This window comes from Mucilaginibacter sp. KACC 22063, from assembly GCF_028736115.1.
Taxonomy (GTDB): domain Bacteria; phylum Bacteroidota; class Bacteroidia; order Sphingobacteriales; family Sphingobacteriaceae; genus Mucilaginibacter.
On sequence record NZ_CP117877.1, the window covers coordinates 4048433 to 4070421 of the forward strand.

At 42.6% G+C, this 21989-nt stretch carries 24 protein-coding genes; 7 read left to right on the plus strand and 17 right to left on the minus strand.

What is annotated here, in order from left to right; translation table 11 throughout:
- Window positions 1-48: 48 nt before the first annotated feature.
- Window positions 49-2400 (plus strand): S9 family peptidase, encoded by a 2352-nt coding sequence (locus tag PQ461_RS17565; protein WP_274206843.1) that lies wholly within the window; start codon window positions 49-51, stop codon window positions 2398-2400.
- Between the two features lie 74 nt (window positions 2401-2474).
- A complete protein-coding gene (locus tag PQ461_RS17570; RefSeq protein WP_274206844.1) occupies window positions 2475-3065 on the plus strand; it encodes a DUF6624 domain-containing protein in 591 nt (196 codons plus the stop codon).
- Between the two features lie 86 nt (window positions 3066-3151).
- Here the strand turns inward: PQ461_RS17570 and PQ461_RS17575 are convergent, their stop codons facing one another.
- The 3 genes from PQ461_RS17575 to PQ461_RS17585 all read right to left on the minus strand — a co-directional run bounded on the left by PQ461_RS17575 (window position 3152) and on the right by PQ461_RS17585 (window position 7122).
- Window positions 3152-4486, minus strand: a complete 1335-nt coding sequence (locus PQ461_RS17575; protein ID WP_274206845.1) for an alpha-L-fucosidase — start codon at window positions 4484-4486, stop codon at window positions 3152-3154.
- A 324-nt stretch (window positions 4487-4810) separates the two neighbouring features.
- Window positions 4811-6421 (minus strand): amidase, encoded by a 1611-nt coding sequence (locus PQ461_RS17580; RefSeq protein WP_274206846.1) that lies wholly within the window; start codon window positions 6419-6421, stop codon window positions 4811-4813.
- A gap of 14 nt (window positions 6422-6435) precedes the next feature.
- On the minus strand, window positions 6436-7122 hold the full coding sequence (locus tag PQ461_RS17585; RefSeq protein WP_274206847.1) for a class I SAM-dependent methyltransferase: 687 nt from the start codon (window positions 7120-7122) through the stop codon (window positions 6436-6438).
- 139 nt (window positions 7123-7261) lie between these two features.
- On the opposite strand from PQ461_RS17585, the gene fabG reads away from it, so the two are divergent.
- The 4 genes from fabG to PQ461_RS17605 all read left to right on the plus strand — a co-directional run bounded on the left by fabG (window position 7262) and on the right by PQ461_RS17605 (window position 11043).
- Window positions 7262-8002, plus strand: a complete 741-nt coding sequence (gene fabG / locus PQ461_RS17590; protein WP_274206848.1) for a 3-oxoacyl-[acyl-carrier-protein] reductase — start codon at window positions 7262-7264, stop codon at window positions 8000-8002.
- An 11-nt stretch (window positions 8003-8013) separates the two neighbouring features.
- Window positions 8014-8262 (plus strand): DUF3253 domain-containing protein, encoded by a 249-nt coding sequence (locus PQ461_RS17595; protein ID WP_274206849.1) that lies wholly within the window; start codon window positions 8014-8016, stop codon window positions 8260-8262.
- A gap of 88 nt (window positions 8263-8350) precedes the next feature.
- Window positions 8351-10441: a vWA domain-containing protein gene (locus PQ461_RS17600; RefSeq protein ID WP_274206850.1), complete on the plus strand. Its 2091-nt coding sequence runs from the start codon at window positions 8351-8353 to the stop codon at window positions 10439-10441.
- Entirely contained in the window at window positions 10438-11043 is a 606-nt protein-coding gene (locus PQ461_RS17605) for a trimeric intracellular cation channel family protein (RefSeq protein ID WP_274206851.1), read from the plus strand. The genes PQ461_RS17600 and PQ461_RS17605 overlap by 4 nt, the downstream gene beginning before the upstream one ends.
- Window positions 11044-11418: 375 nt before the next feature.
- Here PQ461_RS17605 and PQ461_RS17610 read toward each other — a convergent pair whose 3' ends face one another.
- The 9 genes from PQ461_RS17610 to PQ461_RS17650 all read right to left on the minus strand — a co-directional run bounded on the left by PQ461_RS17610 (window position 11419) and on the right by PQ461_RS17650 (window position 18573).
- The gene (locus PQ461_RS17610; RefSeq protein WP_274206852.1) at window positions 11419-11715 is read right to left on the minus strand and encodes a GIY-YIG nuclease family protein; all 297 of its coding nucleotides are present in this window, start codon (window positions 11713-11715) and stop codon (window positions 11419-11421) included.
- Window positions 11716-11746: 31 nt separating this feature from the next.
- Window positions 11747-12070 (minus strand): FtsB family cell division protein, encoded by a 324-nt coding sequence (locus tag PQ461_RS17615; RefSeq protein WP_337993476.1) that lies wholly within the window; start codon window positions 12068-12070, stop codon window positions 11747-11749.
- Window positions 12071-12105: 35 nt separating this feature from the next.
- Complete coding sequence (locus PQ461_RS17620; RefSeq protein ID WP_274206853.1) at window positions 12106-13383, minus strand: DEAD/DEAH box helicase; 1278 nt, start codon at window positions 13381-13383, stop codon at window positions 12106-12108.
- Window positions 13384-13527: 144 nt separating this feature from the next.
- Window positions 13528-13884 carry a hypothetical protein gene (locus tag PQ461_RS17625; protein ID WP_274206854.1) on the minus strand — a complete coding sequence of 119 codons (357 nt, stop codon included), beginning with the start codon at window positions 13882-13884 and terminating at the stop codon, window positions 13528-13530.
- A gap of 124 nt (window positions 13885-14008) precedes the next feature.
- Complete coding sequence (gene eno, locus PQ461_RS17630) at window positions 14009-15304, minus strand: phosphopyruvate hydratase (protein ID WP_274206855.1); 1296 nt, start codon at window positions 15302-15304, stop codon at window positions 14009-14011.
- Window positions 15305-15440: 136 nt separating this feature from the next.
- Window positions 15441-16163: a DUF2490 domain-containing protein gene (locus tag PQ461_RS17635; protein ID WP_274206856.1), complete on the minus strand. Its 723-nt coding sequence runs from the start codon at window positions 16161-16163 to the stop codon at window positions 15441-15443.
- A 75-nt stretch (window positions 16164-16238) separates the two neighbouring features.
- Window positions 16239-17336 (minus strand): ABC transporter permease, encoded by a 1098-nt coding sequence (locus tag PQ461_RS17640; protein WP_274206857.1) that lies wholly within the window; start codon window positions 17334-17336, stop codon window positions 16239-16241.
- Between the two features lie 132 nt (window positions 17337-17468).
- A complete protein-coding gene (locus tag PQ461_RS17645; protein WP_274206858.1) occupies window positions 17469-18233 on the minus strand; it encodes an ABC transporter ATP-binding protein in 765 nt (254 codons plus the stop codon).
- Window positions 18234-18354: 121 nt separating this feature from the next.
- On the minus strand, window positions 18355-18573 hold the full coding sequence (locus PQ461_RS17650) for a hypervirulence associated TUDOR domain-containing protein (RefSeq protein WP_274206859.1): 219 nt from the start codon (window positions 18571-18573) through the stop codon (window positions 18355-18357).
- A gap of 433 nt (window positions 18574-19006) precedes the next feature.
- On the opposite strand from PQ461_RS17650, the gene PQ461_RS17655 reads away from it, so the two are divergent.
- The gene (locus PQ461_RS17655) at window positions 19007-19339 is read left to right on the plus strand and encodes a hypothetical protein (protein WP_274206860.1); all 333 of its coding nucleotides are present in this window, start codon (window positions 19007-19009) and stop codon (window positions 19337-19339) included.
- 131 nt (window positions 19340-19470) lie between these two features.
- On the opposite strand, the gene PQ461_RS17660 is transcribed toward PQ461_RS17655, so the two are convergent.
- From PQ461_RS17660 to sucD, 5 genes are all read right to left on the minus strand, one after another.
- The gene (locus PQ461_RS17660; protein WP_274206861.1) at window positions 19471-19674 is read right to left on the minus strand and encodes a cysteine-rich CWC family protein; all 204 of its coding nucleotides are present in this window, start codon (window positions 19672-19674) and stop codon (window positions 19471-19473) included.
- A gap of 110 nt (window positions 19675-19784) precedes the next feature.
- Window positions 19785-20147, minus strand: coding sequence for a methionine-R-sulfoxide reductase (locus PQ461_RS17665; RefSeq protein WP_274206862.1), 363 nt, complete (start codon window positions 20145-20147; stop codon window positions 19785-19787).
- Window positions 20148-20380: 233 nt separating this feature from the next.
- Window positions 20381-20527: a hypothetical protein gene (locus PQ461_RS17670; RefSeq protein WP_274206863.1), complete on the minus strand. Its 147-nt coding sequence runs from the start codon at window positions 20525-20527 to the stop codon at window positions 20381-20383.
- 97 nt (window positions 20528-20624) lie between these two features.
- Window positions 20625-20900, minus strand: coding sequence for a SemiSWEET family sugar transporter (locus PQ461_RS17675; RefSeq protein WP_274206864.1), 276 nt, complete (start codon window positions 20898-20900; stop codon window positions 20625-20627).
- A gap of 131 nt (window positions 20901-21031) precedes the next feature.
- The gene (sucD, locus tag PQ461_RS17680) at window positions 21032-21907 is read right to left on the minus strand and encodes a succinate--CoA ligase subunit alpha (RefSeq protein ID WP_274206865.1); all 876 of its coding nucleotides are present in this window, start codon (window positions 21905-21907) and stop codon (window positions 21032-21034) included.
- Between the last annotated feature and the right edge of the window lie 82 nt (window positions 21908-21989).

The window sequence follows — 21989 nt, forward strand, 5'->3', positions numbered from 1 at the left end:
ATTTGATTTAGCAAAACTGTAATTTGCATGCGCTAACTTATTTATTGCATGAACAAACTATTGAGTACTGCTGTGTTAACAGCATTTGTGCTCTCTGCACAAGCCCAGCAGAACAATACCCTTACCGAAAAAGATTACGCCCGCGCCGAAAGTATGCTTGGTTATAACACCGAGCCCTTGGTTGACCGTGGCAGCGTTCGCCCGGGATGGTTAAAAGCTGACCGATTCTGGTACCGTGTACTAACCCCGCAAGGCAGCGAGTTTATTGTTGTTGACCCGGCCAAAGGCACACGCTCGCCATTATTTGACCAGCAGAAACTGGCTACTGCACTTTCAAACGCTAACGGTAAACAATACCAGGCAAACATGCTGCCCTTTCAGTCAGTCACTTTTTCAACTGATGAAACAGCCATACTTTTTGATGCAGATGGCAAGCACTGGCGTTACGATTTACAATCAGCGCAGCTAAGCCCTGCAGAAGCACCTGCACGCACCAAGGCTATGCCGGGTATGCGCATGGGCCGTGGTGCAGCCGGAAACCAGGTTTTATCGCCAGATGGCACAAAGGCCGCTTTTATAAAAGACTGGAACCTTTGGGTTAAGGATGTGAATACCGGCAAACAAACACAGTTAACTACTGACGGTGTTAAAGATTTTGGTTACGCCACTGATAATGCAGGATGGAAGTCAAGCGATGCTCCGATACTGCGTTGGTCGCCGGATTCAAAAAAGATAGCCACCTTTAAACAGGATCAGCGTAATGTTGGCGACATGTACCTGGTGACAACCAACGTTGGCCACCCTACCCTTAAACAATGGAAATATCCTTTACCCGGCGACAGTGTAATTGCTACCATTCAACGGGTAATTATTAATGTAGACGAGCCAAAGGTAATTACCCTACAGGTAGCTGCTGATCCGCACCGTGCTACATTAAGCGACGATATTGCCAGCAGCGGCACTTTTGACGATGTAGACTGGAGCCCTGATGCCTCTAAACTAGCATTTGTATCTACCTCACGCGACCATAAACAGGAAAAGATCCGCATTGCCGATGCCAATACAGGTGCCGTTCGCGAAATCTTCCAGGAAACTGTACCTACTCAATATGAATCAGGCTGGGGCAGTATCAACTGGCGCTATCTCGACCGTTCAAATGAGATCATCTGGTTTTCTGAACGGGATAACTGGGGACAACTTTACTTATATGATGCCAAAACCGGGAAGCTGAAAAACCAGATCACTAAAGGCAATTTTGTAGTAACTAAACTGTTAAAGGTTGACGAAGCTAACCGCGTAGTTTATTTCATCGCTGACGGATTGGAAGCTGAAAACCCTTACTTCAGCCAGTTATGTAAGGCTGATTTCAGCGGGAAGCATTTCACGGTACTTACCCCTGAAGCTGGTAATCATAACATCACCTTAGCACCAGACGGGAAATACTTTGTAGATAGTTATTCAAAACCAGATGTACCTCCGGTAACTGTATTGCGCAGTGCAGATGGCAAAAAGATTGCCGACCTTGAAAAGACAGATATATCGCGCCTTAAAGCCGCTGGCTGGAAACCGGCAATGCCTTTCTCGGTAAAAGCACACGATGGTAAAACCGATCTTTACGGTTTAATGTTCGTGCCGACCAATCTCGATCCTAATAAAAAATACCCGGTAATTGATTACATCTATCCGGGTCCGCAAGGCGGCAGCATAGGTAATTGGTCTTTTGGTTCTGCGCGTAATGATAACCAGGCCTTAGCCGAACTTGGATTTGTAGTGATAGCACTGGAGGGCACCAGCAATCCGCTGCGTTCAAAAAGCTTTCATGACATGAGCTACGGCAATATGGCTGAGAACACCCTGCCAGATCAGATCACCGGAATACAGCAATTAGCTAAACGCTATTCATATATGGATACCAGCCGTGTTGGTATATGGGGGCACTCGGGCGGTGGCTTTGCTACAGCAGGCGCCATGTTCCGTTATCCTGATTTCTTTAAGGTAGGCATCTCAGAATCGGGCAACCACGAAAACCGAAACTATGAGGACGATTGGGGCGAGCGTTACGATGGTTTAGCGGCTAACGCTGATTACGAAGCACAGGCCAACCAATTACTTGCTAAAAACCTGAAAGGTAAGTTAATGTTAGCCCACGGCATGATGGATGATAACGTACCACCGTACAATACCCTGTTGGTTGTTGAAGCCTTAGAAAAAGCTAACAAAGATTACGACCTGGTAATATTTCCTAACAGTCCGCATGGTTATGGCCCGTATTCGTCATACATGATGCGCCGCCGCTGGGACTACTTTGTGAAAAACCTGCTTGGTACAGAACCACCCAAAGAATACCTGTTAAAATCGAAAACTGATCCACGTAACGGTGAGCAGCGAACAGGCCGATAATTTATAGCAGAGACACAAATTTTGTGTCTCTGCTTGTTTATATGAACTTTGTTAAGCTTTGTAGCAACTTATTTATGAAGACATTTCCAACAATTACGTTCCTGCTTCTTTGTGTATGTAATGCATTCAGCATACAGATTGATTCTACGCTGCAAAAGAAGATACTTGCCATGTACAAGGAAGACCAGAAATGGCGTAAAGAATTAATCAAACTACAAAAAGACGACAGCGTACCATTTGACGAGAATATAATAAACAAGAAGATAAATGAGGCCGACAGCAGTAATCTTTTAGCAGCAAAAAGTATAGTCAGAAAATACGGTTTCCCTGGTAACTCGTTAGTTGGCGAAAACGGTAGCTCTGCATTTTGGGCAATCGTTCAGCATTGCGACAGTGATCCTCCTTTTCAAAAAAATGTGCTGCAACTGATGAAAGTACAGGTAGATAATCACAATGCCTCGGGTGAAGATTATGCCTTCCTTCAGGACAGGGTTTTAGTCAACCAGGGGCAAAAGCAGTTATATGGTACTCAAGTACGCATTGATTTAAAAACACATCGCGCTAAAGCAATGCCTATACAAGATTCGTTAAACGTTGATAAAAGAAGAAAAACAATTGGCTTACAACCTTTGAAAGTCTATTTGTCAACCTTTGAACAGCAATAGTCACCTCGGGTACAGCAATAAAAAGATAACGACTTCTGTAGAGACACAAGATCTTGTGTCTCTACTCTTTTATATCATTTTGTAAACTATTTCGTCACCAACACCACCACTTTATCAGGGTCATCAGCTTCCGGTTGCTCGACAGGAATGGTAAGTATACCTTTAGCCAATACTGCTTTAACCGACTGACCGGTTTTTAAAAGATATGCTTTTACAATCTTTTTATACGGGACCTGGCTTAATGTAACTGTGCCGTTTTCAGGTTTAAGCGGGTGTATGTAAACATTGCTTCCTTTTTGCGTTATCGCTCCCCATTTTTGCGGGCGAATATATCCGCCTGTTGTATGATAAATACTGCTGCCATAAGTTTTAAGCCATTCGCCCATCCAGTTAATACGATCAACAAACTCCGGCTGAATTTCGCCGTTAGGCATTGGCCCGATATTTAACAACAAGTTGCCACCATTACCTGCTGAGCGTACAAGCAGGTTAACAATTTGCGCAGGCGTTTTATAAGTAGTATCTGTTAAGTTAAAGCCCCAGCTATTATTCATGGTAGCACAGGTTTCCAGCGGCAGGTCTGATATTTTTTGAAAGCTGAGGCCATTGGTATTTTCACCGGGCAGGTCCTGCTCAAACATCTGGAAGTCCTCACCGGCAATGGGCGTCATGTGGTGATTATTGCCTATTAAGCATTGAGGTTGCAGTTTATGGATCAGGTCATAAATCTCGCTAATGTGCCAGTCGGCATTCACATCAGTTTCTTTTCTTGTTTTGCTTTCCGGTTCCATCTGGTCCCAGTAACCATCAAACCATATCCCTCCTATTTCGCCATAATTGGTCAACAATTCAGTCAGCTGGTTTTTCATAAACTGAATATAGTTGTTCCAGTCGCCACGGGTGGTGCGGCCGGTTCCCTTACCTGTACGGCCTGTCCAGTATTGGTAATCGTCACGCCGCCAGTCGAGCAATGAGTAGTATAGAAATAGTTTGATCCCTTGTTTATGGCATTCGTCTGCCATCATTTTAACAATATCCTTTTTATAAGGCGTGTGCATAATGTTAAAATCGCTGTACTTGGTGTCCCACATGCTAAAACCGTCATGGTGACGCGTAATCAGCGTAATATATTTCATGCCGCCCTGTTTGGCCAGGCTTACCCAGGCATGTGCATCAAAATCAATCGGATTAAAAAACTTCTCTAACCTTGTATAGTTCTTAACCGTGATATTGCGGTTATTCATTACCCATTCACCATCACCGGGAATACTGAACGGCCCCCAGTGAATAAATAATCCATACTTCTCGGCACGGAAACTATCCCTTGCGGCAAGATTAACAGCTGTAGGCTGATAAGGCGTTTGGGCATGAACGTATTGCGTCAACGCGATCAGTAATAAAAGCGATTTAAGAACTTTCATTGAGGTAAATAATGGTTTCACCGAATATCTGAAATTTTAAACAAACAATGTCATTGCGAGGCGAACGATAGTAAGCTGTGGCAATCTCATTCTACTTGGGATTGCTTCGTTCCTCGCAATGACGTATACATAAGGGGAGCTTCAAAACCAATAACCCCTCCCTAACCCTCCCAGGGGAGGGAATTTAGTCAAGCGGAGTATTGATGGACATTTAGCCCCACCTGAACCCTCCCCAGTCCATAGGACTCTTGTGGAGAAGGGAGGACTTTAATAAGCCGGGGGATTTTATTAGTCTTTTCCATACAGGCGCTTGGGGTTGAGGCTTTAAACCAAAACAGGCTTAAACGATGGCGCTTTGCGTTTTTTGCTTGCCTGCTCATAAGCATAAGCAAGGCTTATTAGCTCGCCTTCGTTAAATGCTGTGCCGAAGAATGACAATCCCATAGGTAAATCATGCCAGTGTCCCATTGGTACCGTGATATGCGGATAACCAGCCATTGCCGCAGGCGATGAAAAGGAAAAGCCGTTATCATAATCACCATTGGCCAGGTCAATGCAAATCGGGAAACCATTTGTAGGCCCAATAATGGCATCTAACTGGTTTTCCTGAAGCATCTTATCAATTATTGATCGCGATAACCCGTTCGACTTTTTCAATGCTTCCAAATATGCAGGGGTATTCAGATCGCCTTTTTGCTCGGCATCTTCAAATATCTCCTGTTTAAAAAATGGCATCGCCTTAGCCTCATTCTTTTTGTTAAAAGCAATCAGCTCTGTCAGTGTTTTGTATTTAGCGTTCGAGGTGCTTAGGTAGGCATTTAACCCGGCTTTAAACTCGTAAAGCAAAACCTGGTACTCGGCACGGCCAATTTGCTGTAGTTCTTTGTTCAACTCTATTTCAACAATAGTAGCCCCTTTGCTACGCAGCACTTCCAATGCCTGGTGCAAAAGTGCCAGGGTTGGTGCGTTGGCTTTAAGCGCAGTTTTCTCTAACCCTAAACGTTTACCTTTTAATCCGTTGGCATCGCAAAAACGGGAGTAGTCTTTTTCAAATTTTGCATTGGCAGCCTGGGTATAAGTGTCTGCGCTATCTGACCCGGCTAAGGCGCCCAATAGTATCGCAGCATCCTTTACAGTACGTGCCATAGGCCCGGCAGTGTCCTGTGTTTTTGAAATCGGGATAATACCTGTGCGGCTTAACAAACCTACGGTAGGTTTAATACCGACAATACCATTAACCGATGATGGCGACACTACCGATCCATCTGTTTCGGTACCTATGGCTACCGTACACAAATTGGCAGCAACCGCTGCACCCGAGCCCGAGCTCGACCCGCTTGGGTTACGGTCAAGCACATAAGGGTCTTTTGTTTGTCCGCCACGGCTGCTCCAGCCGCTGGTAGAATGCTCCGAACGGAAGTTGGCCCATTCGCTCAGGTTTGTTTTTCCCAAGATCACAGCACCAGCCTCTCTCAGTTTTTTAACGATAAAGGCATCTTTGTTAGCATGGTTGTCCATTAGTGCTATAGAACCTGCTGTAGTCAGCATTTTATCGCCGGTATCAATGTTATCCTTTATTAAAACCGGGATACCATGTAATGGCCCGCGCACTTTACCTGCGGCACGCTCTTTATCCCGGGCATCGGCAATAGATAAGGCATCTTTATTCAGTTCGATAACTGCATTCAGCCTAGGTCCGCTTTTATCAATGGCAGCAATACGTTTCAGGTACATCTCACATAGGGTACGGGATGTCAGTTTTCTGTCGCGCATTTTTTGTTGCAACTGATCTATCGTTGTTTCATTCAGCTCAAATGTGTCTTTAGCTGTTGATGGTGTATGTCCGGCCGCTTCGCTTGCAGATACGCCGCTCAGTACAGCTCCAATAGTTAATCCGGCTAACGAGCCGGTTTTAATGAAATTTCTTCTTTGCATTATTTAGTTAATAGTTAGTCAGTAGTTTTTTGCGCCCATAATATCGCCCACATGATGTTCTTCCAGATCACATCAACCGCATCAAAACCAGCAGTCTCCAGTTCCTTTAAATGACATATTACAGGCGTATGATAATCATGCGCATCCTGGTGCTCCATCCACATCTCCCAGTCGGCCTCGGTCGAACCCAGTTTTAAAGCTTCGTTCTTCCAGCGACTAATGTGCTTCTCGTAAATCTCTTCGGTTATTCCGCGTGTCTGGTCGGCAAAAACAAATACACCGCCCGGTTTAAGCATCCGGAATATCTTTTTGTATAAGTCTGCCTTTTGGCTGTCTGCAATGTGATGTATTGCAATGCTTGAAATCACCAGGTCAAAGCTTTGTGCGGGGAAGTCGAGATCATTAAAATCCTGCTGATGATAGCTGATATTGTCATGGTCTTTAAAGCGCAAGCGGCATTCGTTTAAAATATCTGCCGACAGGTCAAGCGCATGGATTTGTGCATCGGGAAAATGCTGTAAAGCTGCTTCTGTTAGATTGCCCGTTCCGCAGCCTAAATCTAAGATATTTCTTGGTTGTAAATCATCAGGAATATAATGAAAGATGTTATAGAACATCTCATTGTAACGCGGCACACAGCGGCTGATCAGGTCTGTATAGCGCGAACTTAGCTGGTCATAAAAGCTTTCAACAGATTGCATGTCCTAAAGTTAATGGTTCGTGGTTAATAGTTCATAGTTAATGATATATTCTTCTGCTGATGGGTTGATCCATTAGCCATTAAGTATGAACTAACTAATAAATTTCCTTATCTTCACCGCCCAAATAGAATTTTGCAAAATGAAACTTTTAGAAGGAAAAACTGCATTAGTTACCGGTGCTTCAAAAGGCATTGGCCGTATGATAGCTCAGAAATTTGCCGAGCATGGCGCTAATGTGGCATTTACCTATTTATCATCGGTAGAAAAAGGCCAGGCGCTTGAGCAGGAATTGCAGGCTTATGGAACTAAAGTAAAAGGCTACCGCTCTGACGCTTCGAAATTTGACGAAGCCGAAAAACTAATCAATGATATTGTTGCCGACTTTGGCACACTGAATATAGTAGTGAACAATGCGGGCATCACTAAAGATAACCTGTTGCTGCGTATGAACGAAGAATCATGGGACGATGTAATCAGCGTTAACCTTAAATCGGTTTTCAACGTTACCAAAGCTGCATCTAAGATCATGATGAAAAATCGTGGTGGTTCATTCATTAACATCAGCTCTGTTGTTGGCGTAAATGGCAATGCAGGCCAGGCAAACTACGCGGCATCTAAAGCTGGTATCATCGGTTTCTCCAAATCAATTGCTAAAGAATTAGGTTCACGTAATATCCGTACCAACGTGGTTACTCCGGGTTTTATCAAAACTGAAATGACCGACGTTTTAGACCCTAAAGTGGTTGAAGGCTGGGAAGCAGGTATCCCGCTTAAACGTGGCGGCGAAGCAGGCGAAGTTGCCGATGTTTGCGTATTCCTGGCATCAGACATGTCATCATACGTTACAGGGCAGGTGCTTGGCGTTGACGGCGGTATGTAATTGTTAAAAATATGGGTGAAGCTTCGATTGCTGAAACCATTATAAATATGGCTACTGAAAGAGGGGCGGATAAAAGTATCTGCCCCTCTGACGTTGCAAGGGTTTTGTTTCCTGCCGATTGGCGCAAGCACATGGACGAAATAAGGGCCGAAGCTGTAAAGCTTAATCAACAAGGTAGGGTATTAATCACTCAAAAAGGTGAACCCATTGATACTGCAACCATTAAAGGCCCGATCAGGATACGCATTGTTGAGGCTTGATAAAAGCCGCTAATATTAGGTTGCCATAAACCATCTCCACAATATTTTTTGCATTTTGCAGTCGTAATAAATCACGCATAGCGCTTTAATGCTTCTATTTTCTATAACATGGGGTACAATTTCCGGATGGTGGACGTTAGCTTGTCTGGCTGCAGGGTTGTTGTATGCCTGGTTAATGTATCGCAAGCCGGTAAGCCTGAACAGGACCTATCGTTATTTATTGGCATCGGCGAGAGGGATAGCCGTATTTCTGATCTGTTTTTTATTGCTTTCACCGCTCGTAAAGTCTGTCAATTATCAACCGCAAAAACCACTTATCCTGATTGCACAGGATAATTCTGAATCCATTGCACGCTTTGAACCTTCTAATACCGACAATATCAGTTTATCTGTAAACGGACTGGCTAAACTAAAGGAAACATTAGGCGCCGATTATGATGTACGCGAGTTTAATTTTGATGGAACCCTCAAACCCGGGCTGACAAAAAAATTTAATGGCAGGCAAACTAACATTGCTGCGGCTATACGCCAGTTGAACGACCAGTTTGTTAATCAAAATATTGGTGCCGTAATATTGGCTACAGATGGCATTTATAACCAGGGCAGCAACCCGCAATACGAAGCTAAAAACTTTAAAGCGAATATATATACAGTTGCTATGGGCGATACTACCCCCCGCCGCGATCTGCTGATCAGTAATGTAAACTACAACAAAACAGCTTTTTTAGGCAACGACTTTGAGCTTGAACTTTTAACCGAAGCTTACATGAGCAACGGCGAAACCATGCATGTAACCATTACCGAAGGTGGCAGGCAGGTTTACAACAGCAACACCGCTATCAAAAGCAACAACTTCCATAAACTGTTGCCTGTAAAACTTACAGCCGATAAAAAGGGTCTGCGAAAGTTTACTGTCAATATATCACCTGTTAAAAACGAGGTTTCAACAGGAAATAATACAGAGACTATTTATGTAGAAGTGCTGGATGCGCACCAAAAGATCTTGTTAATTTATAATAGCCCTAACCCGGACATTGGCGTAATAAAACAAGCCGTTGAAACAAACCGCAATTACGAGATCAAAACTATTTCGGTTGATGACCTGGCTAAGGTTAAACTGGCCGATTATAGCCTGATTATGCTGCACCAGGTGGAAACGTCCCGTTACCCCCAATTGCAAAAGTTTATTGCAGATAGTAAAACCCCGGTATGGGTAATGGCGGGTGCACAAAGCACCATATCAGATTTTAATCAACAACAAAAGATCACGCAGCTGGCAGCAAACCGCCCGGATTTGCAGGAAGTATTTGCAGCACCGCAAACCGGCTTTGCCAACTTTACGCTAAGCGACTCTACCCTGCAACGCATCGCACAGTTTCCGCCACTGCTGGCACCTTATGGCAGTTACACGCCAAATAATTCGGCTGCTGTTTTATTTAAACAGAAAATAGGCAGCCTTACCACAAATTATCCTTTGCTTGCCTTTGCCGATGAGCGTGGTAAACGCACAGCAATCTTTACTGGTGAAGGCCTGTGGCGTTGGGGCTTAAACGAATACCAGGCGTATGGCAACCACCATGCTTTGGAAGAGCTTTTGTCACAAAGTATACAGTACTTAACGGCTAATGCCAACCAGCAGCGGTTCAGGGTTTACACCACAAAAAATGTGTTTAACGAAGGCGAACATGTCATCCTCAATGCAGAGTTGTATAATGATGCCTTAGCTTTAACCAATACACCCGATGTAAAGCTGGAACTGAAAGACCAGTCGGGTAAAAGCTATAGTTATCTGTTTACCCGCACAGGGCTAAGCTATCAATTGGATGCCGGCCTGTTAACACCCGGCGATTATTCCTATAATGCCATCACACAATTAGGTAAACAACAGTTAAAGGCACAAGGGCAACTTAGCGTGAGGCCGCTTGAGCTTGAAACCAGGCAGAGTACCGCAAATCATCAGCTATTGGCTAACATGTCCAGGCAATCGGGCGGTGCAATGGTATTGCCTGCAGATATCAGCAAGCTTGCAGCGATGATCCGTAAAAATGAGAACATTAAGACCGTTGTTAACGAAGACCGCCAGTATAAAGAACTGATTGACATGAAATGGGTGTTTATAATCATACTTGCCCTGATAACAACCGAATGGTTTTTACGCAAACGCGAAGGAGAGATATGACATTGAACGTAAGCACCATTATTGAAATACTCGGTACCGTTGCGTTTACCATATCAGGTGTGTTTTCGGCAATGCAAAAAAGGCTGGATGCGCTTGGCGTAGTCATCATTGGGTTTATTACAGCAATTGGTGGCGGTACCATCAGAGATGTATTAATTGGCTACACACCTGTAAGCTGGATGCGGAACATTGATACTCCGCTTATCATACTGGTTACTGCCTTTGTTACCATTCTGTTTAAAAAGCATATCAAAAGCTTTAAGGTAACGCTGTTTTTATGCGATGCACTTGGACTGGGATTATTCACCATTATCGGTATACAGCGGGGGCTCAACGTTGGCCTGCATCCGGGTATTTGCGTAGCCTTAGGTACCATAACAGGTTGCTTTGGCGGTGTTATCCGCGACATTTCGCTTAACGCTATACCCATGATATTTCGCCGGCAGGAGATATATGCAACAGCCTGCATCATCGGCGGCAGTATCTACATCTTAATGCTTCATGTCATAGATCCTAATATAGCAAAGCTGATAGCCGTAGCCATTGTATGCAGCATCAGAATATTAGCTGTGAGGTATAAAATTAAATTGCCGGTAGGGTGAATCGGAGGTGTGAGGTGCCTGTTGCGGGTTGCCGGTTAAAACAAAAGTTTTTTGTTATTCTGTCCAAAGGACTCATTTGGGAATGAATGTGGGGAATCTATTGTGAGACAAGCATGGCATAAAAGATCTCTCGTTACGCTCGAGATGACATAGTTGATAAAAAACGGTGTTGTCATTTCGAACGTACGTGAGAAATCTATCTAAGTGTGATAAAGCATGTCTTAAAAGATCTCTCGCTATGCTCGAGATGACAAAATCAAAATCAATTGTCATTTCGTCCCAAGGACTCCTTTGGAGAACGTATGTGAGGAATCTATCTAAGAATGACAAGCATCCCGTGAAAGATCTCTCGCTACGCTCGAGATGACATCTTGATTAAATCGTGTCATTCAAAAATTCCATATCAGGATTTAAAGATTTGATCAAAGCGATCTTCTTTTCCCGTCGCCATTTCTTAATCTCTTTTTCTCTTTCAATTGCATGCTCAATATGGGTATGCCGTTCAAAATACAAAAGATGATAACAATAATATTTGCCAGCGAAAGTAGAGGGATTTCCTTTATTTGTATGATGTTCAATTAATCTTCTTTGAAGATCGTTGGTTACACCAATATACAATACTGATTTAGTTGGATTAGTAGTTATATAAACGTAGAAATTATAATTCCACACTATTCCGTTTCTTATCTATTTTTTTTAAAAACTACTCTGCTTTCTTTTCGCGTACAATCACAAAAACATCCTCATTATCTTTTTTCATAAGGTACTTTTCACGGGCGAATTTTTCAAGCTGGGCTTTGTCTGAGGTAAGCTCCTGAAGGTCTTTAGAAACACGCTCGGTTTCTTTAAGATAAAAATCACGTTCCTGTTTTAATTTACTTAACTGGTCGTGGTATTGGTATTGCGAAAAGATGTCGTTCTTATCAAAAAAGATCATCCATACCACAAATGCCACTGTAACCAGGAAGAACTTATTGCGCAGCAGATCAAGCAGGCGTTTCATATTGGGTTCAGAAATGTTCAGCATAAATTTAACGAAATAACTTTAACTATTGCAATACCCTATCCACGTCTATTTTCGCCCCGCCTGTTGTTACCAAACCTGCGTTTATTGTTTTTGTTTCGCTCACTTGAAGATGGCTTGTTATGATTCGGATTATTTTTCAAATCAAGTGCAATGCGCTCCTGTTTGGTCAGCTCTTTTAATGGAAAAGGGTGCGACTCAATTACCGGAATTTCTTTAGCAATCAGCTTCTGAATATCCTTTAACAAATCTTTTTCTTCCTCATCGCAAAAAGCAAAAGCTACCCCATTTGCCCCTGCCCTGCCTGTACGGCCAATGCGGTGCACATAAGTTTCGGGTACTTCGGGTAACTCATATTGTATCACATGCGCCAGGTCGTCAACATCAATACCGCGTGCAGCAATATCTGTAGCTACCAATACGCGCGTATCGCTGTTTTTAAAATTAGTAAGCGCGCGCTGGCGTGCATTCTGCGATTTGTTGCCATGTATGGCTTCTGCGGTAATGCCTACCCTGGCCAGATCTTTCACTACTTTATCGGCGCCATGTTTGGTACGTGTAAACACCAGCACCCGGCCAATGGACTTGCTATCCTTTAATAAATGGGCAAGCAATGCTCTTTTATCGCCTTTGGCCACAAAGTATACGGCCTGCTTAATGGTATCTGCCGTAGAAGACACCGGTGTAACCTCCACCTTCTCGGGCTTATTAAGGATGCTGTTGGCCAGCTCCTGAATTTCTTTTGGCATGGTAGCCGAAAAGAAAAGCGTTTGCCTTTTGGCAGGAATTTTTGCGATGATCCTTTTTACATCGTGCACAAAGCCCATGTCCAGCATCCGGTCGGCTTCGTCGAGCACCAAAATTTTAAGGTGGCCAAGATGAATAAAGCCTTGGTTGATCAGGTCGATCAAACGACCCGGTGTTGCTACCAGGATATCAACTCCTCTCCGCAAAATTTCTGTTTGCGGATTTTGCGATACTCCACCAAATATTACCGTATGCTTTAAACCGGTGTGCTTACCGTATGCTGTTAAGCTATCGGCTATCTGTATGGCCAATTCCCTTGTAGGTGTAAGTATCAAAGCCTTTATGGCTTTAGGCTCTTTATGATTAGTCCGTTCCTGATGCAATATTTGTAACAGCGGAATAGAAAATGCTGCAGTTTTACCCGTCCCTGTTTGCGCGCAACCCAATAAGTCTTTACGTTGTAAAATGATCGGGATTGATTGTTGCTGAATAGGGGTTGGAGTAGTATATCCCTCTGTTTTTAAAGCCTTGAGGATGGGCTCAATTAAATTAAGATCTTGAAATGACATGTAATGATTTGTAATATAAGCATCTGGCTAAATGGAGGGTATGTGTTAAAATCAGATTCCAGACTTGCCGCAAAGATACGCATTTGTTTTACAAGTAGTGTGTCACAAAGATGCAGGGCATTAAATCAGACAAACAAGCATGATTCAACTAGCACGGCCAATCTTACGGCCGCTTATGATTGTTAATACAGCACCTATTAAAAAAATGATCCCTGTTCCAAAACCGTATAACTTCATATCAGGATAAACAAAGGCACTTGCAATAAAAAGCATACCCATAGTTACATAAATAAATGCAGCACGGTAATAACTACCTTTGGCTTTTGCAGGGATATTTTTGTTCCTGCTAATCATGCCATTAATCATTCTTACCTTTTCGGCACAGTGTTCAGAGCATACGATACCATCCTCAATTTCGATAGCGCAAAGCGAACAAACACCTTTATTACAATTTTTACAAATGGCATTAGCTTGCTGAGTGCTGTGAGTATAACAGTGCATGGGGAGGGTATTAATTTACTGCAATTTAAAAATAACTGAAAAATCCCCGATAAATCGGGGATTTTATTTATGATAAAAACTAACCAGTTTAAGCTTATCAACTGGTATTGATATTTGACTTAAATTACTTTTTAACGTATTTGAAGCTTTTACCAATGAATTTTGCGTTTTCGCCTAATTCTTCTTCTATACGAAGTAACTGGTTGTATTTTGCGATCCTGTCTGAACGTGATGCAGAACCGGTTTTAATTTGTCCGCAATTTAATGCAACAGCTAAATCAGCAATGGTAGCATCTTCAGTCTCGCCAGAACGGTGGCTCATTACCGAGGTATAACCATGTGTTTGTGCTAATGATACCGCATCAATAGTTTCGGTTAATGAACCAATTTGGTTTACCTTAACCAGGATAGAGTTAGCTGTATGGTTATCTATACCTTGTTGTAAACGTTTAACGTTAGTTACAAATAAATCGTCGCCTACTAACTGTACTTTATCACCGATTTTTTCGGTTAATAATTTCCAGCCATCCCAATCATCTTCAGCCATACCATCTTCGATAGAAATGATCGGGTATTTAGCAGCTAATGAAGCCAGGTATTCAGCTTGTTCAGCGCTGGTACGTATAGCACCTTTTTCGCCTTCAAACTTGGTATAATCATATTTACCGTCTTTGTAAAACTCAGAAGCAGCACAGTCAAATGCCAGGTAAATATCTTCGCCTGGTTTGTAACCTGCTTTTTCAATCGCTTTTAAAATGGTTTCAACACCATCTTCAGTACCTTCAAAGGTCGGAGCAAAACCACCTTCGTCACCTACTGCAGTTGAAAGGCCACGGTCATGCAAAATCTTTTTAAGATTATGGAATACCTCTGTACCCCAACGTAAAGCTTCAGAGAATGATGGAGCGCCAACCGGCATAATCATAAACTCCTGGAATGCGATAGGTGCATCAGAGTGAGAACCGCCGTTTACGATGTTCATCATCGGGATTGGTAAAGTGTTAGCGTTTACACCACCAATATAGCGGTATAAAGGCTGGCGGCTTTCTTGTGCAGCAGCTTTTGCTACAGCAAGCGAAACACCTAAAATAGCGTTAGCGCCTAATTTACCTTTATTAGCTGTACCATCAAGGTCGATCATGATCTTGTCGATAGCGTTTTGTGCAAACACATCAACACCCTGAAGTTCTTTAGCAATAATATCGTTTACGTTAGCAACGGCTTGTAAAACACCTTTGCCCATGTATTTAGATTTGTCGTTGTCGCGCAGCTCAACAGCCTCGTGTATACCGGTTGAAGCACCAGATGGTACTGCAGCACGGCCAAGTGCACCGTTCTCGGTTAATACTTCTACTTCAATGGTAGGGTTTCCGCGCGAGTCTAAAATCTGGCGGGCATGGACATCAATGATCAAGCTCATTTTTAATTACTTTTATGTAAGTGTATATGATACAATATTTCGCGTGCTAAGATAAGTCAAAAACTTAAATTGAAAAATGTAAAGTTTGTTACATTAAAAACAACTTTAGGCAAAGCAGGTTTACAGCAATTTTAAATTAGTCTTTTATAGTAGGTAGTTGTGCGCCAGGTTTTTTGCGCTGTATAGAATACATCACCATCAGCATCATGTTGTTCTTATCATTAGAAATGGTTGTACCGTTATTAAACTGATTGATCCACCCCGCTTGTACGTTCAGCGCTTTAGTAAACTGGTAGCCTAATAAAGCGCAAACACGGTTACGTTCGAAATTAGGCGCCTTATTGTTAAAGAATACCTCGTCAAATACAGACAGGAAAACAGTATTAGGATCGAATTTGGGATGATTAATAGGCAGCAATGCATTTATCCTGTAACGGAACCTGTTGCGATAAACACCGCTTAGCCAGCGCTGCTCGGCACGGTAACGGTGCTCTAATTTTACACGGCTTACAAACTGCACCGAAGTAAACTGCTCCCATAGCCGTGTTTCACCTGTTATAGGTCCTTTGCCTAAATCCTGATAGTCATATGTGGTATACCGACCAGTTCCAATTAACGCATAAGCATTATTATCGAAATTATAGCTAACACCACCCTTAACTTCATAATAGAAAAACTTGCGGAACAGCGTTTCATCTGTACGACCCTGTAATTCGGCATAACCACCCCAACGGTGGTCTGTGCTGCCGGGCAGTATAAGCGTTGCCAGTCCCCATGTTCCGGTTTTATTAGATTGCGAAAAGACTTTTGCTGATAAGCAAATCAAGAATACAACGACAAAAAATCTGGTATAAAACATTTGCGGCTAATGTTAAATTAATATTAACATTAGCCGCAAATATAATATTGTTATTAACAAATTATTGAAGTAGCATTAAGCTTCCCATTTAAAAGTTTTTACGGCAACTGCATAAATACCAATACCCCAAACCAACAAAATCAACAGTTGATGAGTAACGTCGGTTAGTCCGGCACCTTCAAATGCTACCTGACGCATGGCATTGTTTAAGTGCGTTAATGGCAAAAAATTACTTACCGGCTGCAGCCATTTTGGAAACGCAGTGACTGAGAAAAACGTACCCGACAATAAGAACTGCGGCAGGGTGATGATGTTTGACAATGGCGGCACCGAGCTTTCGTTTTTGGCGATGCCAGATACTGTAAATCCGAAGCCCATAAAAATTATAAGCCCTATCAACGCCAGTATCAGCATGTTGATAACCGTTACCCAGCCATGTATCAGTGTAAAACCAAAGGCAAAGTGACCAATAGCGATAATGAAAATAGCGCCTGCCATAGCAAAAGTTACACGGGCTATCATTTCGCCCAGTACGATGCTGTATTTTTTTACCGGTGTAGCAAAAAATCTTTTGATCACCAGTGTTTGGCGAAGGCTTAAAAACACGAAAGCCGTGCCAAACACGCCAGTGCTTAAGAGGGAAAAACCCAGTTGTCCGGGCAGTATAAAATCAATGTATTTATACTCGCGGCCACTGATGGTTGCCTCATGCAGTTCGGCTACAGGCGGCGGAGCAGTGTTACCTGCGGTATTGATCTGGTAAAAAATACTTTGCAGCAATGACCTTAAAATATTGCCTTTCTCTGCAGAAGCCTTTGTATATTTTACATTGACTGAAAAGGGCGGTCGGGCATTGTTCCTTTTGATATCGATCACGGCATCAATACTGCCTTTTTCTAGGTTCTTTTGCATATCCGCGGCAGATTGGCTGGTGATCAGGTTAACTACGCTTACCTTTTTAAGCGCCTGGTAAACAGGGTTAATAGTATCGCTGCCTTTAACCACGCCAACATCTACTTTAACACCGCCGCCGCCAATATTGGCAAACACAATAATAAAAATTAGCGGAAAAAGTAAGCTGAACACCACCGCCGAAGGGCTGCGTAATATAGAGCGCAAACTGGCTTTTGCAATAGCCATTGTTGCGTTAAAGTTGCTGTAATTATTTGTCATTGAATTTGTGATTGATGATTTGCCTCACCCCAACCCTCTCCAACTGGAGAGGGAGTATTAAATTATTTTATAAAAATTAATGTACGAGCTAATAACAAAGCCCTCTCTTCTGGAGAGGGTTGAGTGGGGCTATCACGCTTCCCGCCACTCCTTACCTGTAAGGTTAATGAACACGTCTTCCAGGTTGGCCTGTTTCACTTGCTTTTTACGTTCAAACCCTGAAGCCACCAGCTTATCAATAAATTTATCGGGTGTATCAATACCAATTACCTCGCCGCCGTCAACAAAAGCTACACGGTCGCAAAGCACTTCTGCTTCGTCCATATAATGGGTGGTAATCACTACTGTTGTGCCGTTGTTACGTATTTCTTTTATCAGGTCCCAAAGGTTACGCCTTGCCTGCGGATCGAGGCCGGTTGTCGGCTCGTCCAGGAAAACAATACGCGGATTGTTAATTAATGTAGTGGCAATAGAAAAACGCTGTTTTTGTCCGCCGGAAAGATCCTTGTATTTTGCCTTGGCTTTTTCGGTAAGGTTTACCTTCTCCAGCATTTCTGCCGAACTTACTTTGATGCCGTACAAACCCGAGAACAGTTCTATTAATTCTGAAAGATTAAGGTTAGGATAGTATCCGGCTGCCTGTAATTGTACGCCGATTCGTTTTTTAATACTGTCGGCATCTTTATCTACATTAAAGCCGTCTACAATTACATCGCCTGATGTTTTATCGCGCAGCGTTTCAATGATTTCAAGAGTGGTGGTTTTGCCAGCGCCGTTGGGTCCAAGAAGTCCAAAGATTTCACCTTCGTATACTTCAAAGCTGATACCCTTTACCGCGGTGAAATCGTCATATTTTTTCACCAGGTTGCTGACTGTGATAATAGGGGATTTTGCCATACCCGAATGTAGGCAATCTCGCTTAATGTAGAAATAGTTTTCGGTGAACAGCACTAAAAAGGCGGTGAAACTTCATGTTCCACCGCCTTTCCTTATTTACCAAGAAATGAACCTTAATTTACTATTTCTTTTTGCCGCCCTTTTTCAGCTCGCTTTCAGATTTAAGTACCTTTTGGCCTTTATCTGTTTTTATTTCGTAAGCAGGCTCATCTTTGCTTGCTTTACGTTTTACTGTAGCATCTTTTATCTTTTTCGTAACAGGTTTCTCTACTTTCTTTTCAATTTTACCTTCTGCCTGGCTTTTGCCCCAGTCCCAATGTACTTCATCCCCTTTTTTCATAGCTATTTGTTTTATTATAGAACGGCTTATGCATCAGGCGGTTTTTTAAATAAAATAGCCTCACTGTTTAAAGCGAGGCTATCTTTTTTAGAGTGATTGATTATATATGATGGAGGCCCGGGGAATTAGTTAAACAATTCCCTGAACACGTGTAAGAGAATTTCTGCCCGTTCTATGTAGTATATGATAAATGAGATAAGTAAAGTTTTCATAATAACTGTCGGTTTGTTTACAATACAAAGATGCCTCAATTGCCGCCCCGGCGTTATTGCTTTTAGGTAAGCCGCCTTATTTTATCGGTGAAAACAGGGAAACTATCAGTTTATTAACAAATGCTTGCTTTAAACGGCTTCGGTGAAATTTCGGTAAAAGGATATTACCGGCTGCCGAACTATTCCAAACAGTTGTTGTTAACCTTTAACAAATTTGAAACATGACAACAGCAAAAATTATAAGGCACAGACATAAATACCATCATTACCTAAACGACGATCTGAAATCTGTTAAAGAGGAAACGCATTTTAAGATCGTTTTCAGCGACCCGGCCGAATTCGACCTTTTTAAAGCCTGGATAAGCGAGCATGACGGCGAGTACAACTATAACAAGGAAGAGAGCCGCCAGGAAGGTAAATTCCCGAAAGTGCCCATGTTTCACGATGAGATCTGCTGGTGCGACATAATGACCTATTACCTGGTACATGTTGCCGGATATGATTTTCATTCTACCATACATCCTTACAAAGGCGAAGTTTATCTGAAAGGATAACTTAATTGCGGAGATGGGAGTTGTGATATCTGATGTCCGATTTCTGGTACCGGAATATTATAAGACATTAGTTTTAAAGCTTTTAAATTAGGTCTATTCCGAACTCGGGCATCCGGCGTACGCCCCCGATATCACATCTGCCTGTATTCGTCGCGGAGGATGGTTAAGCAGCTTGCACACAAACAGCCATCATACATTTCGCTGATGTATTGCGTTTCGTTAATATTCAGCTGAACCGTAGTACACTGGCATTTGGTATATGAATTTGCCTTACACTCGAAAGCAGAGCCGCAGCGTTCGCAACTGATAATTTCGTGTTTGGTGTGGGCATGCATAGGGTATAATATTACTATATAATTTGTCATTCTGAACGAAGTGAAGAATCATTATTAAAACTTCGATAACAGATCCTTCGCGTTGCTCAGGATGACAAATGTAAAACAGATTATGCCAAAGGCACAAACTTCATAGAAACTGAGTTTACACAGTGGCGTGTATTTTTCGCGGTAAACATCTCCCCTTCAAATACGTGGCCTAAGTGAGCACCGCAGTTAGCGCAAAGTATTTCGGTACGGCGGCCGTCGGCATCAGTTTCGCGGCGTACTGCACCCGGAATTTCATCATCAAAGCTTGGCCAGCCACAAAATGATTCAAATTTATCTTCTGAACGGTAAAGCGGCGCATCGCAACGTTTACAAACATATACGCCCTGTGCTTTATTGTTTAACAGTTCGCCTGTGAACGGGCGCTCTGTGCCTTTGTATAAGATCACCCTTTCTTCTTCGGGTGTTAATTTATTGTATTCCATATTGTTTAATTAGATGGGTGAGTTAGAGAATTCAAATAGTACTCACATCAATATATGTATAAAAACCGCGCCAGAGTAAGTTTACTGACATGTTTGCAGTACATAAATATGTGTATACTTTCTTTTAGCCGTTAAAAGAAAGTAACAAAGAAAACTCGCCGCTGGCACCGCAGTCTTTTAATGTTAGTACTACTGCAAAGCCTGTAGTTACCGCCTGCGCTGAGGCGGCATTATTAGCTTACGTTCTGTTCACCACTTAGTAATTGCTGGCAAACAGCTTTGGCAAAGAAAAGCAGAACAAATGGCTTGCGGGCAGGATAAGGCATTTTGAATGTTGCAGAAGCAAGGACATAGCGCGAACGCAGTTGAGCAACAGGCAAGCAGCCTGTGGTTCTGCTTTACTTGTGCGCATGGCATGTGTATAAAGCCTTTTGCCGGCTAGGCATTTTGCGCTACTTTGCTGCTATGGCAAAGTAGCTATAGCTTGGCACTACTTTTCTCTTTATAAATATACTTCAACACAAACATGGTAATGTTTAAGGCCATAGCCAATATGTTAGTCGCAATAATAGCTATATCTGATTTTTGGACACCATAATATACCCAAAGCGTATTACCGGTAAACATTACAATAAACATGAAAATGGAAACATCCTGTGCCTGTTTGGTTTTAACAGTTTTAACTATCTGCGGTATAATGGAAGACGATGTACAGAAGCCCGCTACTAAACCTAAAATGTCTAAAAATTCCATGCCTGCTTTTTAAAAGCAACATATCATTAACCAATAGTTTAGGCACAAAATAAAAAATCCCGCTCTTTGCAGAACGGGATTATATTTATAAGAAACAAGTCTTATCTCTTGTTTCTTGTTCTATCTTCTAATTACAATTTCGCCATTTCTTCAGCCATAGCAGCGCCAATTTCAGCCGGCGACTGTACTACGCGGATACCGCACTCTTCCATGATTTTCATTTTAGCAGCAGCAGTATCATCAGCACCACCAACAATGGCACCCGCATGGCCCATACGACGGCCCGGAGGCGCAGTTTGACCAGCGATGAAACCTACCACAGGTTTAGTACCATGTTCTTTGATCCAGCGTGCGGCTTCAGCTTCCATGCCACCGCCAATTTCGCCGATCATGATGATACCATGAGTTTCCGGATCGTTCATTAATAATTCAACAGCTTCTTTGGTTGGTGTACCAATGATTGGGTCGCCACCGATACCGATAGCCGTAGTGATACCCATACCAGCTTTAACCACCTGGTCAACTGCCTCGTAAGTAAGTGTACCTGATTTAGAAACCACACCGATGTTACCTTTTTTGAAGATAAAACCAGGCATGATACCAATTTTAGCCTCATCAGCAGTAATAATACCAGGGCAGTTAGGGCCAATTAAACGGGCATCTTTGTCTTTCAGGTATTCTTTCACCTGGATCATATCCTTGGTTGGAATACCTTCAGTGATACAAACAATAACTTTAATACCTGCTTCGGCAGCTTCCATAATTGCATCAGCAGCAAAAGCCGGCGGAACAAAAATGATAGATACATCAGCGCCGGTTTGATCAACCGCATCTTTAACGGTGTTGAATACAGGCCTGTCAAGATGTTGCTGACCGCCTTTACCCGGTGTAACACCACCAACAACCTGGGTTCCGTACTCGATCATCTGAGAGGCATGGTAAGTACCTTCGTTACCGGTAAAACCCTGAACAATTACTTTTGAATCTTTATTTACGAGAACACTCATGGTTTTTAATTTTTCAACGGCAAAGCTAAAGTTATTGCCTATACAATCAAATTATTTTTAGGTAATGTGACATTGACCCGCA